Origin of the sequence: Veillonella sp. VA141, from assembly GCF_003992175.1 — a bacterium.
Classification (GTDB): Bacteria; Bacillota; Negativicutes; order Veillonellales; family Veillonellaceae; genus F0422.
Genome location: NZ_RQVM01000006.1, coordinates 123,627 through 138,396 on the forward strand (window position 1 = coordinate 123,627; position 14,770 = coordinate 138,396).

18 protein-coding genes are annotated in these 14,770 nt (G+C 37.2%); 14 read left to right on the forward strand and 4 right to left on the reverse strand.

Annotated elements, in window-relative coordinates; translation table 11 throughout:
- Window positions 1–13: 13 nt before the first annotated feature.
- A complete protein-coding gene (locus EO112_RS07345) occupies window positions 14–316 on the reverse strand; it encodes a helix-turn-helix domain-containing protein (protein ID WP_127163713.1) in 303 nt (100 codons plus the stop codon).
- 112 nt (window positions 317–428) lie between these two features.
- On the opposite strand from EO112_RS07345, the gene EO112_RS07350 reads away from it, so the two are divergent.
- From EO112_RS07350 to EO112_RS07395, 11 genes are all read left to right on the forward strand, one after another.
- A complete protein-coding gene (locus tag EO112_RS07350; protein ID WP_127163715.1) occupies window positions 429–635 on the forward strand; it encodes a hypothetical protein in 207 nt (68 codons plus the stop codon).
- Between the two features lie 68 nt (window positions 636–703).
- Complete coding sequence (locus EO112_RS08310) at window positions 704–874, forward strand: hypothetical protein (protein ID WP_009353773.1); 171 nt, start codon at window positions 704–706, stop codon at window positions 872–874.
- 7 nt (window positions 875–881) lie between these two features.
- Complete coding sequence (locus tag EO112_RS07355; protein WP_127163717.1) at window positions 882–2,102, forward strand: phage replisome organizer N-terminal domain-containing protein; 1,221 nt, start codon at window positions 882–884, stop codon at window positions 2,100–2,102.
- A complete protein-coding gene (locus EO112_RS07360; RefSeq protein ID WP_164723974.1) occupies window positions 1,999–2,763 on the forward strand; it encodes an ATP-binding protein in 765 nt (254 codons plus the stop codon). Before EO112_RS07355 ends, EO112_RS07360 begins: the two co-directional genes overlap by 104 nt.
- A 13-nt stretch (window positions 2,764–2,776) precedes the next feature.
- Window positions 2,777–2,968, forward strand: a complete 192-nt coding sequence (locus EO112_RS07365; RefSeq protein WP_127163721.1) for a transcriptional regulator — start codon at window positions 2,777–2,779, stop codon at window positions 2,966–2,968.
- A 124-nt stretch (window positions 2,969–3,092) separates the two neighbouring features.
- On the forward strand, window positions 3,093–3,401 hold the full coding sequence (locus EO112_RS07370; RefSeq protein ID WP_009353775.1) for a hypothetical protein: 309 nt from the start codon (window positions 3,093–3,095) through the stop codon (window positions 3,399–3,401).
- On the forward strand, window positions 3,398–3,784 hold the full coding sequence (locus tag EO112_RS07375; protein WP_038144862.1) for a hypothetical protein: 387 nt from the start codon (window positions 3,398–3,400) through the stop codon (window positions 3,782–3,784). The genes EO112_RS07370 and EO112_RS07375 overlap by 4 nt, the downstream gene beginning before the upstream one ends.
- Window positions 3,785–3,786: 2 nt before the next feature.
- Window positions 3,787–4,866: a site-specific integrase gene (locus EO112_RS07380; RefSeq protein ID WP_009353758.1), complete on the forward strand. Its 1,080-nt coding sequence runs from the start codon at window positions 3,787–3,789 to the stop codon at window positions 4,864–4,866.
- 179 nt (window positions 4,867–5,045) lie between these two features.
- Window positions 5,046–5,888: a hypothetical protein gene (locus EO112_RS07385; protein ID WP_127163723.1), complete on the forward strand. Its 843-nt coding sequence runs from the start codon at window positions 5,046–5,048 to the stop codon at window positions 5,886–5,888.
- A 48-nt stretch (window positions 5,889–5,936) separates the two neighbouring features.
- The gene (locus tag EO112_RS07390) at window positions 5,937–6,287 is read left to right on the forward strand and encodes a GerW family sporulation protein (protein WP_009353763.1); all 351 of its coding nucleotides are present in this window, start codon (window positions 5,937–5,939) and stop codon (window positions 6,285–6,287) included.
- Window positions 6,288–6,439: 152 nt separating this feature from the next.
- Window positions 6,440–6,895, forward strand: a complete 456-nt coding sequence (locus EO112_RS07395) for an OmpH family outer membrane protein (protein ID WP_009353765.1) — start codon at window positions 6,440–6,442, stop codon at window positions 6,893–6,895.
- Between the two features lie 53 nt (window positions 6,896–6,948).
- Here the strand turns inward: EO112_RS07395 and EO112_RS07400 are convergent, their stop codons facing one another.
- The 3 genes from EO112_RS07400 to EO112_RS07410 form a co-directional block, all read right to left on the reverse strand.
- On the reverse strand, window positions 6,949–7,230 hold the full coding sequence (locus EO112_RS07400) for a Cro/Cl family transcriptional regulator (protein ID WP_009353764.1): 282 nt from the start codon (window positions 7,228–7,230) through the stop codon (window positions 6,949–6,951).
- 94 nt (window positions 7,231–7,324) lie between these two features.
- A complete protein-coding gene (locus EO112_RS07405; protein ID WP_009353762.1) occupies window positions 7,325–7,978 on the reverse strand; it encodes a hypothetical protein in 654 nt (217 codons plus the stop codon).
- A gap of 1 nt (window position 7,979) precedes the next feature.
- Window positions 7,980–9,167, reverse strand: coding sequence for a DUF1858 domain-containing protein (locus EO112_RS07410; RefSeq protein WP_127163725.1), 1,188 nt, complete (start codon window positions 9,165–9,167; stop codon window positions 7,980–7,982).
- 567 nt (window positions 9,168–9,734) lie between these two features.
- On the opposite strand from EO112_RS07410, the gene sfsA reads away from it, so the two are divergent.
- The 3 genes from sfsA to EO112_RS07425 all read left to right on the forward strand — a co-directional run bounded on the left by sfsA (window position 9,735) and on the right by EO112_RS07425 (window position 14,685).
- Window positions 9,735–10,889: a DNA/RNA nuclease SfsA gene (sfsA, locus tag EO112_RS07415; RefSeq protein ID WP_127163727.1), complete on the forward strand. Its 1,155-nt coding sequence runs from the start codon at window positions 9,735–9,737 to the stop codon at window positions 10,887–10,889.
- Window positions 10,890–11,043: 154 nt separating this feature from the next.
- Complete coding sequence (gyrA, locus tag EO112_RS07420; RefSeq protein ID WP_127163729.1) at window positions 11,044–13,518, forward strand: DNA gyrase subunit A; 2,475 nt, start codon at window positions 11,044–11,046, stop codon at window positions 13,516–13,518.
- Between the two features lie 249 nt (window positions 13,519–13,767).
- A complete protein-coding gene (locus EO112_RS07425; RefSeq protein WP_052847073.1) occupies window positions 13,768–14,685 on the forward strand; it encodes a DUF2156 domain-containing protein in 918 nt (305 codons plus the stop codon).
- The last annotated feature ends 85 nt before the right edge of the window (window positions 14,686–14,770 follow it).

Below are 14,770 nucleotides of genomic sequence, written 5' to 3' on the forward strand. Positions count from 1 at the left end.
ATATTAAAAAATGTTATATGTTTGTTAAATCCTCCATTAATGAAACTACATGATGCGTTTGTTCTGCATCCAATTTCTGATAGTATTCGTTAAATATATCGTTGTTAGGTTCCTCGCTTGAGGTATGAGCTAATAATTCTTCTATAGACATATCTAAAAATAATGCAATTTGAGATATATATTTTGTTGGGGGATCTGTATTCCGTTGTTTCCAAGAAGATACACTACCATGCGGTAAATTTAGTAGCTTGGCTAGGTCAGCTATTTTTAAATTTTTGGAATCCATTGTAGAAAAAATAAATGTAGATAAATTCATAATTAGGTCACCTATTAAAACAAATTCTTTAAATTATTTGACAAATTAAAGAATTTGCTTTATATTTTAAGTAAGAAATATAACAGTATTTAATTTTTGAAGGAGATTATATATGCAAACTACAATTCCTACACCATTAACCATCAGAAAACTTCTAAGGTTAAAAGGGTATACCATTCGTAAACTAGCCATGGAATTAGAACGAAGTACAACAAGCGTTCATCGAGTTATTTATGGTGTTTCCCGATCTCGCTATATTGAAGGTAGAATTTCTGAGATTCTTGAAACAACACCTAATTTATTATGGGGTTACAAATAGCTGTATAGCATGATTATAGCACAAAAAAGATAGTCAGAATAAACTTTAAAATGTGGAGAATATTGTGTATGGATTCAATTAAAATAGATAATTCAAGTTGTATATTTGTAAAAATCAGTATAACGGGACTTACTAAAACAGAAGAAATCTGGGATGGTATAGGTCTTGTCATTGATGGGCGGCTAATTTGTGTTGCTGAAAGTCCAGATAAACAAATTACAATTCGTGTGGAATTATAGGTGAAATATGGCTAGATACTATTGGATTAAACTGAAAGATACATTCTTTCAAGATAAGCATATAAAAAAATTACGCAAACTACCTGGAGGCTCGGATTGCGTAATTGCTTATATGAAAATGATGCTTACCAGTACGAAAACAAATGGAATCATAACACTTGATGGCATCGAGGAAACACCAGCTGAAGAAATCGCTCTAATGATTGATGAATCCAAAGAAGTGTGTCAAATGACCATGGCATATGGGTTAAAGGTTGGATTTATTCAGCAGATGGATGATCTGAGTGCGTGTAAACTTTTGCAAGTTGAACAGTTACTTGATTCAGAAACCGATGATGCAAGTAGAAAACGAGAAAATCGTTTTATTAAAAATAATCTTTTATTGCCAGAACCTCAAGAAGCATCATTTAGGATGAAAAAACTTAGGGCTAAAAACTGGTGTAAGAAAAATATGGAGAATATATCTGCTATTGAAATATCAGATAATGAAAATAATACAGTGTATGGAGGATATTATTATTTAACTCTTCGTAAAAATAATGGATATTGTATGGACTGTAATGAAAGACTAGCAGAATGTGTAGTTTCAGATATTGGAAATTTACACGATACATCTTCATTAATTGCAATATGCTCTATATGTCGAGAAAAGATAGATATGAATTCGTTACGAGATGTTACGAACCCGTTACGAGATGTTACGGAACCGTTACGAGATGTTACGGAACCGTTACGAGGTGTTACGGAACCGTTACGAGACAGTTACGAATTAATACCTTTGAAAAATCAAGTGGAAAGTCTGGGAAGTGCTGATATAAGCGGGTTTATTGAACCCGTTACGAAAACGGAAAATGTCCGGACAAATTCCCTAGATATAGATATAGAAATAGATACTTATAATTCTAATTATAATTCTATTTCTACAGCACTTGAATATTACACATCTAAAATTGGAGTTCCTTCTTCTGAAACACGCAGCAAATTACATAATTTGGAACAACAATATTCTTTTGAAGAAATAAAAGTAGCTGTAGATGTTGCTTGGAAACAAAAAAAGGGATCTATTGGATATATTACAAAAGTGTTAGAAAATGAGCGAGCACGGCAGGAGGCAAAAGAGGCGAATGGATACAGTCAAACAAAAGCAGGACAAAAAACAACTGATGCCACAACAAAAAAGCCACTTGATGGACCAGATTGGGAAAATATCAAGCCAGGAGAGCTGTAATAACTTTACCGTTCCAATATATGAAGAACCGTATGTTGTTAGCAACGATGTAAATGGAATTAATCTAAATCGGTCTAGCGAAAAAAAGAAGATTAAAACAGGTATTCCTAAACGATACCAGGATATGACGTTACAAAATGTTGTAAAAAGAGGAATACCTGACCAGACTAAAAGTCCATTTTATGTTATTTCACAATACATTGACAATTTACCTAAGATGTTAAATTGTGGACAAGGCTTGCTGCTACGAGGAGATGTTGGCACCATGAAAACAACATTGGCTGTAGCAATTATGTATGAGGTTCTTGAATTAGGGGGAACAGCATACTTTATATCTATGGCCAACTTGATGGATTCATTATATTCGGTTAGCCAGGAGGATCGTCAAAATTTGGAAAACAAACTCAAGAATGTTGATTTGTTAGTCCTCGATGATTTAGGGCTCGAATATGATAAAGGCTGGGTTTCAGTTAAAATACGAGCTTTAATTAATTATAGGTTTGATAATCAAAAGTCTGTGATTATTACAACTAACTTGGGGTCAGACATTAAAAATTTATATCTGAAGGGAATGTTGGATCGCATCGAAGCAAGTTCTATGATTGTAGATTTTAGGGGTGATTCGTTGCGGGAACGATTCCGATCGTTTGATTCGTTGTGAGAGGGGGATATGAATGAACAAGAACTTGATACCATCATATTTGGCAGCTGAAGATGTTATGGAACTTTTAGATATTAGAAGGTCAAAAGCCTATTCGATCATAAGAAAATTAAACTATGAGTTAGAAACAAAGGGTTTTATGACAATTCCAGGAAGAGTACCAAAGAAATACTTGTTAGAACGATTTAAATTGTTGGAATTATAATTCAATTAAAAGCCCTATAAGGCAGGTCTAATAATAATTTAATATAAATACTCATAAGAACCCTCTAAGGGCCCTTATAGCGAGAATAAATAAGGTTAATTTAGATGTTATAGGAGTACAATATATGAAAAATGAAAAAATTAAAAATGAAAAAAGAGAAATGCAGATGAGCATTAGAAATAATTTAGGGTATATTCGATCGTCATTAGGGTTTACGAAAACTCAATTTCGTGATGAGATGGTAGAAAATTATTTTAATGTAGAATATTCAGGAGCATTTCCATCTATTCGCAGTCTTTGGAAGTTAGCGGATTTACTAAATGTTAGTATTGATGAAATTATTGGCAGGGAAAAATTTAAGGAGACTTCTTTAAAGAAAATTAAGAAATTAGGCTTAAAACGCTGCTATGAGTATGAAAAGGAAGTAAGATGATGGATAAGAGAGCAATAGAATTGATTCAAGAAAGTAATGATCGTAAATTAAGATTTGCAGAAACGCTATATATAGTCAAACAACCAAGGGTAATAGGTGTTGTAGTTGGGTTTATGATTACTCTTATGGTATCATGGATGTATCTTGGATGGTTAAATATCGTCACAGCATGTATGATACTTGCAATGCCATTTTTATTAATTAGTATGCTTATGTATCGTGGAGTAATTAGTAAATCTGACGGATTTAAAAAGTTAGGCACTATTGCACAAGATATGGAGAAATATGGTCTTTTAAAATTCCAGTGGATTATGCTAAAAAGACTTGGTCAAAAAATAAAAGAAGCAACTGTTAAATGGATTATGAAGTATTGGAGGAAATAGTAATGGCGGTATCCAAAGATAGTAAAACAGGTGTGTGGAGAGCCACTTTTTATTACACGGATTGGAAGGGGGAAAGGGTCCGCAAACGTAAAAGTGGTTTTAAAACACAAAAAGAAGCAAAAGTATGGGAGCATCAACAAATTACAATAATGGAGCATTCTTGTGAAGGTTTCATTAAAGATTTAGCTCCAGTATATTTAGAAGCAAAGCAAAAATCATTGAAACCATCTACATGTATGGCTTATGCGTATACATTTAATCGTTATATTATCCCTTATTTTGGCAATAAAAAAGCAAATGAGATTAAGCCTGTAGATATTCATGAATGGCATCTCTATGAAACTAATAGAGGGGTGACCGCTAATAATTTAAGAGAGAGGCACGTAGTTTTGTCTAGTTTTCTGAATTACTTGGTTCGTTTCTATGGATTAAAATCAAATCCGTGTAACTTATGTGGGCCACCGCCAGCGGGTACAAAACGAAAAAATAATTTTTGGACCTATGATCAATATACTAAAGCAATGGAATGGGCAATACCATATGTAAGTGAGGTGAAAAACAATAGGCTTACTAGGTCTTGCTTATTGATTGTTAATATATTGTATTGGACAGGCATGAGGGTTGGCGAGGTAATTGCATTACGATCTAAAGATATAGATGGTAGCATAATTCATGTAACTAGAAATATGATGATGTTTAATAAGAAAATAACTACGCCTAAAACTAAAAGTAGTATACGTGATGTTTTTATATCGCCAATTTTAGAAAGCGAGATTAAAGAATTTATAGAACAAATTCCTTATCATGATGAAAATGAATTGTTATTTGGTGTAAGTTGGAAAAGCGTATCTAATTTCCTATCAAAAATTTGTAAGAATGCAGATGTACCCAAAATTCGTGTTCATGATCTGAGACATTCACATGCATCATTTTTGATTGAAAAGAATTATCCAATCATAGCAATTAAGGAACGATTAGGACATAAAAATATACAAACAACACTAAATATATACGGGCATTTATATCCTAATAAAGACAAAGAAATTGCTGATGCACTAAATCAATACATAATAAAAAAATGACCATTTTTTGACCTAAATTTTTGGGTTAAAATTTTTTTTAGCAAATAACGTGGATTATATGGACGAAATAAGCTAATTTTAAATAATATAAACTTATAAAAACTAGCTGATAGATAAATAATAGTATGTTATAATTTAAGTATTAACATCGTATAACATACTGAAAGGTAGGTGGTATCGTGTCACTATGGATGATTCTATTGCTATTGGTAATAGCTGTCATCATAGCCATTCTATGTATTCCTATCACATATAGTCTGAAAGTAAGTTCACGCAAGCCCTATGAATTTGACTTCCGATTAGAATGGATGTACCGAGTGTTAAAGGTGCATTTCGTCTATAAGCAAGGCCATTCCTTGTTTAAGGAAGTTTATGTATTAGGGTCTATGAAAGTCGGCTCTGCCCGTGATTACGAGGATTGGTTAAATCGTAGGGTAAAAGAAGAGCTAGATCCCTTAGCGACGGACGATGAGCAAGATGATGTAGACACAAAACACGTGGAAGAAGAAAGAGATCCGTATCCATTATCTGGATATACGGGCCCAGAGCCAGTAACATCTGTACGATTTGATGCGAATGGACATGTCTTGGATCCAGTAGATTCTACATCACCACAAGAAGAAACGACGGAAGAGAAAGAAGATACAAAAGATTTACCAACATTTTGGTGGTGGAAACATGTATCAAACCCTAAACTCTATGAAGCACTGTTTATAGTTAGTAAGCAATGTGCTAGTCATGCCAGTCCTAGAGTATTCCGATTAGAAGGGGATTTTGGAATTCCTAAACCCTATGAAATGGGTCTCATTACTGCAACAGCCTATACAGTGTGTCCCAAACAAGTGGAACAGGTTAATTTCACTTATACGGAATTTGCCTATACAGGTAGTTTAGAAGTAAAAGGACATATGCAGCTAGGTGTATTTGCTTTCTATGGAACTCTATTTATAGTAAAAAAAGCAGTTAGAGAGTGTCTACTGGACAGCGTAAAAGCATTTGTACAGTATCGACGTCGTAAGTAAAGTGCAAAATAAAAACTTTCAGAAGTTGAAGAATAGTAGGAGGTCATGATGGATACTAAACTTACAAACTTAAAAGACAATTTAGAGCCTTTATTTGAGCAATTTAAAGAAATGATTCGTGTAGAAACAGTAGTGGGTGAACCTGTGCAGTTAGGGGATACTACGATTGTACCATTTGTGGATGTATCCCTTGGTTTAGGGGGATGCCAAAAAGCTGGCGGTGGCGGAGCGAAAGTTGAGCCAACAGCTGTACTTGTAATCAAAGGGGAACGCATTGAATTATTCAATATCAAAGGATCTGCTAAATATACTGGCTTTGATCGTTTAATCGGCATGGTTCCAGAAATTATCAGTAAATTGAAAAAAGAAGAATATGTCTATGTAAGTGAGGATAAATAATAATTAACTTATCATATGGATGTGTAGAATATATTTCATTTAGATTTCATATATATAAAGTATAGTAAGGGGGCAAGGTGATTTGCTAATTGGAAATAACTTTGCTATACTAGATAAATAGATGAAAATATTTCTCACAGGGAGGCTTATACATGAACTTAACTAAAAAGATTGCAACTTTAGGTGCACTAGCTGTAGTTGGTGCTTTCACAGTATCTAACGCTGCTAATGTAGGCGTAATTAACGAAGAAGCTATCTACACGGGCTATAATGGCTTTGGTGCTATCCAAATGCAAATTGATAAATTACGTGCTGAATACGGTCCTAAATTAGAAGGTGAATTCAAGAAACTAAATAACTTTAAAACAGATGCAGAAAAACAAGCATATTTTGATAAAAGTGTTCGTGGCATCCAAGAAAAATATAATCAAGAAGAAGCAAGTGTATTAGCTCCATTGGATAAAAAAGTAGCAGAAGCAATTCAAGCTATTGCAAAAGAAAAAAATATCGATGTATTAGTGGCTAATCCAACATCTGCTGGCGCTGTTAAAGAAGGTAACCAAGTTATCGACTTAACGCCAGATGTAGTAGCACGTATCAACAAATAAGATATAAAGAAAACCCTCAGATCGAAAGGTCTGAGGGTTATTTTTATATTGGCTTATTTATGAATTAAGTTTACAATGAACTCGCTATCTTCCACCAATGTAGCTTGGATGTAGTTGTTGCCATCGAAGTGCAATACTTCTCCTGGTGTTAAGATATGGGATTCTGTTTCGTTAAGGAATACATTCACTTTACCTTTTACCACAGTGAAGATAACGTTAGCCTCTGGGTGATTGTGTTTTTCCACTTGATCACCAGCGACGCCGCCTTTTTTCACGATTTTGTAGTTTGGGCCATCAAAAATTAAACCTAGTTCTTGTTTTACAGTTCCTGCCATAGTAGAACCTCCTATTCTGGGGACTTTCACAGTGGTGAAAGTCAATCACTGCAGCGAATGTGCTGCCATATATAATATAAAAAGGATAAGCTACTTAGCTTTTAGCAATTGTATATACAGGAATATCACCATCAAGGTTCACGCTGAACGCAAAGTCCGGTGCTACGTGACTGACGAAGGCACTGAACCATGCTTGGAAGGCAGCGGCCATAATAATTGGATTCACGCCCGCTGTTTTCCAATAAGAAATTTGATTTTGGTGATTTCCGTACCAACTAAAGGTAGTATCGGTTTGCTCGATCACAGTATCACTTGGGTCACAAGGCATACCGTTCACATAGTAGTCTTGCATCACAGTGTAGATCGCTGGTGCTGTTTGAGCTGTCAGTTTTTCTTTCGCTTCTGTACCGCACATTGCACCTTGTTTGATAAAAGCTTCTAATACAGCGTCAATGCCATCATCGCCACCACAATCAGTTAAATCTTTGATAAAAGTAGCTTCACGAACAGAAGATGTTTGTAATTGGTTGTGTAACCAACCATGAATATTATTATGGTCGATGATACGATCCAACTGGCGATCTGGAGGAATTGGTTTTCCATACAAATCGATAGCGGTTGCATATAACTCATCTGCTAAATCGTCGAGGCGAGTGTGTGCCTCTTTTTTAATCAATTGTTCGCGTTCAGCGATAAGCTGAATTTTTTTGTATAACCAGAAATGAATGTGTCCCAGTACTGCTGACATGTTAAGCTCCTTTTCGTGCGACTTCTAATTTGGAAACAAGTTCATCCACATCCATGCCGTGAATGCTAGCGGCTTGCCATAATGGTTCTCCTGTCGAGGAAGGACAGCCTAGACAACCCATACCGATGGATTGCAACACAGGCACCGTTTGTGGATACATATCTATAATATCACGAATGATGGAATCTTTTGTAATAGCAATTTCAGATACATTGCGACCTGCATTGAGTTTTGCTACTAATTCATCGATGTCCATGCCGTGGATATTTGCCGCTTGCCATAGAGGTTCCCCTGTGGAAGAAGGACAGCCTAGGCAGCCCATTCCCATGGATTGTAAAATAGGAATCAATTCTGGATATACGTCGACGATATGACGAACGATAGTATCTTTTGTAATGAGTTGTCCCGGTGAAAGTGGAGTAGCTCCTTTGTCGTTAGCAGGTGCAGCAGCTTCTGCTAGTCCTGCATTACCTTGACCTGGTAATTTGACCACTGGTTCAGCCGATACTTTAGTAGCAGATGTTGGGGAATCCACTGTATCTAACACAGCAGCTCGGAATGCGTCGAGACCGATGCGGTCAATGAATTGGCCGATACGCTCGATTTGGGCATTTTCTTTGTAGTAGGCAATCATGCGATCGATGATAGTGAGTACTTCTTCTTCAGTAGCTACTTCTGTGATTAAGTCGCCTAAGCGTGGATGAGCGCCAGCACTACCACCTGCATAGATCTGCCAACCCTGATCGTTGCCGATAACGCCGATATCTTTGGTAATCGCTTCGGAGCAAGAGTTAGGACAGCCAGATACGCCAATTTTCATTTTGGACGGCATTTCTTTAGAAATGTATTTTCGTTCTAATTGCATGCCCAAGTGAACACTGTCTTGTTTTGCCCGTTTACAGAATGTTGTACCAGGGCAAATTTTTACAGAACGCACACGATTGGATACAGTGTGTGCTGGTTCCATACCTAGCATTGCCCATGCTTTGTCCACATCTTCTGCATTTAGGTTGGTAATCATGATGCGTTGTGCACCTGTAATCTTTAAAGTTGCGTGGAATGTGTTTGCCACATCGATAAATTTTTGTAACATTTGTGGTTGTACGAAACCACCAGGTATGCGAGGGGTAATCGCATAGGTGCGTTTTCCATTACGGATACGCTGTAAATTGCCTGCCACTTGTGCCATGTGTATCTCCTTAGTATCGAGTAAATGTTGATAATTTTTATGTATGTCAAAGTTATGAAATATTATATATGACTAGGCGAAAGCCTATGCTCTTAGTATACTATAAGAAGTGAATCTTGTATGTAGCCGAGGCAACTGTTTTTATTCACAAATAATACACGGCTTATACACTGAAAATTTAAAGTTACACACAGAATTATCCACAAAAAGTGATTAAGTTAAGAGAAAAATAAATGTAAAATATAGTTAGTTACGTATTACACACAGAATATACACAAGATAATCACATAGTTATCCACAGCTCGGTATAATAGTTGCAATACTTAGAAGTTGCACACAGAGTATACACAAGATACCCACAGAATTATCCACAAATAGTGTATATATGGTTGGTAAAAAATATTTATAGAGTATTTTATTCAAGTTAGTTATAGCATCTTAGTATGTGGTTTAATTTATATATAACTAGTTGAAAATACATTAGCTAAATACCTTATGAAGCCCATAAGTGTTATAAGGAATTCACTATTGTATATGAAGTGATAGAAAAGAAAGATAAGGATATATATGAAAGTATTATATGAAACTGTACAGACTGCTACCTTTGTAGAGAGACCTAATCGATTTGTGGTCCATTTAGAATTACAGGGACAAATCATAGCTGCTCACTTACCGAATCCAGGTCGTATGTGGGAACTTCTTTTTGTAGGGGTGAAGATGTATGTGGTGCATCATCCAAAAGAAGGTGCGAAAACACAATATCGTGTCATCGGTATTGAACGAGAGGGTGTGCCCATTATGTTGGACACTAATTATTGTAATGACATGGCAGAGTACATGATCGAGGAACAACTGATTCCTGGATGGGAAGAATGGCGAGTGGTACGACGAGAGTACACAGTCGGTCATAGCCGCTTTGATTTATTGCTCACTAATGATAAGGGCGAACATTTTTTACTGGAAGTAAAATCTTGTACACTATTTGGTGATCAAGGGGCGATGTTTCCTGATGCGGTGACAGAACGAGGTCGAAAGCACTTACTACATTTGCAAGAATTACAGCAAGAGGGATATCGTACAGGTATTTTATTCTTAGTGCAATGGGGACGAGCTCTGTGGTTTTCCCCAGACTTTCACACGGATTTGGAATTTACTAAGACATTTATTGAGGTGGCACCACAATTAGATTGGAAGGCCATGGCATTACAGTGGACTTCAGAGTTTCACAGGCCTACGGTGGTACGAGAGTGCCTGTACAATGATGTGGCTGTGCGCATAGAAGCAGAGGACCGAGGCGATTACCTCATGGTGTTGCAGGTGGAAGAGCCAGTGACCTTAACTATTGGAAGTAAAGGAGATATGTACTTTGAACCTGGTTATTATGTGTATGTAGGGTCAGCGAAAGCCAATTTAGAAAAACGTATTGAACGTCACAAACGGAAGCGGAAAAAGAAACATTGGCACTTAGATTATTTGCGAAGTGTTAGTACTGTTGTAGCAGCTTTACCGATTCGCAGTTCTAGTGATTTAGAATGCGAATTGGCGAAGGCGATGAAGGCTATTAGCGTAGACGAGGTGAAAGGCTTTGGCTGTAGCGATTGTCATTGTGATTCACATTTATTCAAAATGGATGTGAATCCTATCCATGATGAACGATTTATGATTGAGGTGGTAGAGCAATTTCGTATGAATCGATTGAATACAATGATGTTGGACAGGTAGCTACAAATCTGTGAGAATATTTATTCAATATATACGTTCACAAGTGTTTATATTTGAGCATATTGAAATTTTTGTGTAAAAAGATAGAAAAAAAGTGCATAAAATGGTATAATAATTTAGTTAATAGATTCGTTTTTAAAAATGAGGTGATACAATGGAGGAAAAGGCTTGGAGTCATGGCAAGATTGTGCCAGTCCAAATCGATAAAGAAATGCGTAGCTCCTACATCGATTACGCCATGAGCGTTATCGTTATGCGCGCCCTTCCAGATGTACGTGATGGGTTGAAACCTGTACACCGTCGTATTCTATATGCGATGCATGAAACAGGCATGACACCGTCAAAACCGTACAAAAAATCGGCTCGTATCGTCGGCGACGTACTTGGTAAATACCACCCACATGGTGATAGTTCTGTGTACGATGCAACGGTGCGTTTGGCCCAAGATTTTAATACAAGATATCCACTGGTAGATGGTCATGGTAACTTTGGTTCTATTGACGGCGACTCCGCAGCGGCTATGCGGTATACAGAAGTTCGTATGTCTCGTATTGCTACAGAAATGCTAGCAGATATAGAGAAGAAAACAGTGGACTTCATGCCGAACTATGATGAATCTTTGGAAGAACCAACCGTGCTTCCTGCAAAGATTCCGAACTTGTTAATCAATGGTTCCGCCGGCATTGCCGTTGGGATGGCAACGAACATTCCGCCCCACAACTTAGGGGAAGTGGTAGATGGTCTAGTGATGCTTATCGACGATCCAGAGGTAGATGTGAACCAATTGATGACAGCTATCAAAGGTCCAGATTTTCCAACAGGGGCGTCTATCCTTGGCCGTGAGGGCATAAAAAAAGCCTATGCCACAGGTCGTGGTAGCATCAAAATGCGTGCGAAAGCTCATATTGAGGCTATGACGAAAGGTAAACACCGTATCGTGGTCACAGAAATTCCGTACCAAGTGAACAAAGCGCGCTTAATTGCAACCATTGCAGATTTAAGCCGTGATAAAATGGTGGACGGCATTACGGCCCTTCGTGATGAAAGTGACCGTCGTGGTCTTCGCATCGTCATCGAATTGCGTGCAGACGTACAACCAGATATTGTGTTGAATAAATTATATAAACATACACAATTACAAGATACATTTGGCGTAATTATGCTAGCATTGGTGAAAGGCCATCCAAAAGTATTGACTTTGAAAGAAGTACTAGGTCATTACTTAACGCACCGTCAAGAAGTGATCGTACGCCGTACAGAATTCGACTTGGCGAAAGCAGAAGCTCGTGCCCATGTATTGGAAGGTTTGTTGATTGCTTTAGATCACATTGATGAAGTGATTCATACTATCCGTAGTTCTCAAACTACAGATATTGCTCGTGCCGCTTTGATTGAAAAGTTCAGCCTTACAGAAATTCAAGCGAATGCTATCTTAGATATGCGTTTAGCTCGTTTAACAGGTTTGGAACGCGAAAAAATCGAAGAAGAACATGCAGCATTGTTAGTGTTGATTGCAGATTTAAAAGCAATCTTAGCCTCCGACGAACGTCAACGTGAAATTATCAAAGAAGAATTGATTGCCATGAAAGAAAAATATGGCGACAAACGCCGTAGTGAAATTACGATTGATACGTCTGACTTCGATGTAGAAGATCTAATTGCTGATGAAGAAATGGTTATCACATTAACTCGTCAAGGTTATATTAAACGCATGAATGCTAATGTGTATCGCAACCAACATAAAGGTGGCGTAGGTGTTGTGGGAATGAAAACAAAAGATGATGATTATGTAGCACAAATTATGCATGTACGTACACATAATACATTGTTATTCTTCACATCTACAGGTCGTGCGTACCGTTTAAAAGCCTACGAAGTGCCAGAAGCATCTAGTCGTAATTCACGGGGTACAGCCATCATTAACGTATTACCTCTTAATGTAGGGGAAACAGTGACGAACATGATCGACTTAGAACGCATCTCTAGCGATGTGAACCTGTTTATGGTTACAAAACAGGGCGTTGTAAAACGTACGGCTATTGATGAGTATCGCAATATTCGTCGCGGTGGTTTGAATGCAGTGGCATTGGATGAAGGAGATCAGTTAATCTCCGTAGGATTAACCTATGGTAACCAAGATGTATTGCTAGGTACGAAAAAAGGTATGGCTATTCGCTTCCATGAATCTGATGTACGTTTAATGAAACGAGCAGCTCGTGGTGTGAAAGGTATTAATCTCAATACTGGTGACGAAGTTGTAGGCGCTAGCATCATCCACGGCACTGGCGAAGAATGCCAAGTCTTTACTATCAGTGAAGAAGGATATGGCAAACGCAATGTGGAAAGCTCCTATACAGTACAAAAACGTGGTGGTAAAGGGACGAAAAACTTTAAAATCACAGAAAAAACTGGTGAAGTAGTGGCCGTAGAAATCGTGAATGACAACGATGAAATGATGCTTATTTCCGAACAAGGTAAAATCATTCGCTTTGATGTAAATGATATTGCGGTGAAGAAAAGTAAAGCTATTTCTGGCGTGAAAACACAGAACTTAGACGAAGGAGATAAAATTGCCTCTGTAGCGGTTATCTCTGGAGAAGAGTTAAAAGAAGACGAAAGCTTGTTTTAATATCGGCTTTCTTGCCATTCTTAATTGAGTAGAAGGGAAGAGTACGACACATTCCTCCGCAAACTGATACAGTGGTTAGGTTTGCTCCGGAACATGTCGTGCTCTTCTTGCGTTTGTGGAATTTTGTCAGATAAGGGGGCAAGAAAGGCCGCTCCTACAATGGTGCTTTTTTTGCATTGAATTTTATCGATGAATAGCATATAATAGTAATGTTATATCATAAAATCAGAGTATTAGGAGGCGAGTCCTATTTTAGACTTTAAGCGTTTTACCTTAGAAGATAAGCCCCGTATTGATGCGTACTTTGGAGAGCATCATTATGAAGCGTCAGATAATAGTTTTACTACATTGTTTATGTGGCAAGATATTTATGGCATTACTTGGGCAGAAGAAGAAGGTGTGTTATTTATTAAAGGTGGTGGAGTGACAGAATCTCCATTTATGTTACCACCATTTGCTGGAAAAGATGCCAAGTTTGTAGATGGATTACAAATGGCGAAAGAATGGTTCAAAGAGAACCAAATTCCATTTTTATTAAAAGGTGTTAATCCAATCATGATGGAACGGATGCAAAAGTTGTGTCCAGATTGTTATGAATTTACACCTGATCGTGATAACTTTGAATATATCTATCGTACAGAAGATATGATTACCTTAGCAGGTAAAAAGTTACGTCAAAAGAAAAACCATTTAAATCAATTCCGTATGCAATATTCTAATTATGAATATATGCCAATTGATGAGAATACAATTCCTTTATGTCGTGAAGCGGCAGAGCAATGGGTGGAAACACATCATGAAGAAGGCATTGAAGATGAATTAACAGCTATTAATTTACTCTTTGACCATTGGGATGCATTGGGTCTTGTAGGTGGTTGTATTAAATTGTTCGGACGAGTAGAGGCTTTCACCATTGGAGAAATGTTGAATGAACATATGGCGCTGATTCATATTGAGAAAGCAAATCCAACCATCCGTGGTTTATATCAAGCCATCAATAATGAATTTATTCGTCATGAGTTCGTAGATACACAGTTTATCAACCGTGAAGAAGATATGGGGTTACCAGGGCTTCGCATGGCGAAAGAATCTTACAACCCAGATCATTTTGCTGAAAAATATGATGCTCGTTGTATCAAACAAGGTGCCTGTGAGGATAACGTGTAGCGAATAGTATATAATTCCTAGGGACATATAATACGTTCCTAGGAGTTTTATTTTCTTTCTGACCAAGGAATCGTTTGTTCTTGCG

Excerpts from the sequence above, each read along its gene's own strand:
- EO112_RS07345 (WP_127163713.1), bottom strand. The coding sequence starts at position 316 with ATGAATTTATCTACATTTATTTTTTCTACAATGGATTCCAAAAATTTA.
- EO112_RS07350 (WP_127163715.1), top strand. The coding sequence starts at position 429 with ATGCAAACTACAATTCCTACACCATTAACCATCAGAAAACTTCTAAGG.
- EO112_RS08310 (WP_009353773.1), top strand. The coding sequence starts at position 704 with ATGGATTCAATTAAAATAGATAATTCAAGTTGTATATTTGTAAAAATC.
- EO112_RS07355 (WP_127163717.1), top strand. The coding sequence starts at position 882 with ATGGCTAGATACTATTGGATTAAACTGAAAGATACATTCTTTCAAGAT.
- EO112_RS07360 (WP_164723974.1), top strand. The coding sequence starts at position 1,999 with ATGGATACAGTCAAACAAAAGCAGGACAAAAAACAACTGATGCCACAA.
- EO112_RS07365 (WP_127163721.1), top strand. The coding sequence starts at position 2,777 with ATGAACAAGAACTTGATACCATCATATTTGGCAGCTGAAGATGTTATG.
- EO112_RS07370 (WP_009353775.1), top strand. The coding sequence starts at position 3,093 with ATGAAAAATGAAAAAATTAAAAATGAAAAAAGAGAAATGCAGATGAGC.
- EO112_RS07375 (WP_038144862.1), top strand. The coding sequence starts at position 3,398 with ATGATGGATAAGAGAGCAATAGAATTGATTCAAGAAAGTAATGATCGT.
- EO112_RS07380 (WP_009353758.1), top strand. The coding sequence starts at position 3,787 with ATGGCGGTATCCAAAGATAGTAAAACAGGTGTGTGGAGAGCCACTTTT.
- EO112_RS07390 (WP_009353763.1), top strand. The coding sequence starts at position 5,937 with ATGGATACTAAACTTACAAACTTAAAAGACAATTTAGAGCCTTTATTT.
- EO112_RS07395 (WP_009353765.1), top strand. The coding sequence starts at position 6,440 with ATGAACTTAACTAAAAAGATTGCAACTTTAGGTGCACTAGCTGTAGTT.
- EO112_RS07400 (WP_009353764.1), bottom strand. The coding sequence starts at position 7,230 with ATGGCAGGAACTGTAAAACAAGAACTAGGTTTAATTTTTGATGGCCCA.
- EO112_RS07405 (WP_009353762.1), bottom strand. The coding sequence starts at position 7,978 with ATGTCAGCAGTACTGGGACACATTCATTTCTGGTTATACAAAAAAATT.
- EO112_RS07410 (WP_127163725.1), bottom strand. The coding sequence starts at position 9,167 with ATGGCACAAGTGGCAGGCAATTTACAGCGTATCCGTAATGGAAAACGC.
- sfsA (WP_127163727.1), top strand. The coding sequence starts at position 9,735 with ATGAAAGTATTATATGAAACTGTACAGACTGCTACCTTTGTAGAGAGA.
- gyrA (WP_127163729.1), top strand. The coding sequence starts at position 11,044 with ATGGAGGAAAAGGCTTGGAGTCATGGCAAGATTGTGCCAGTCCAAATC.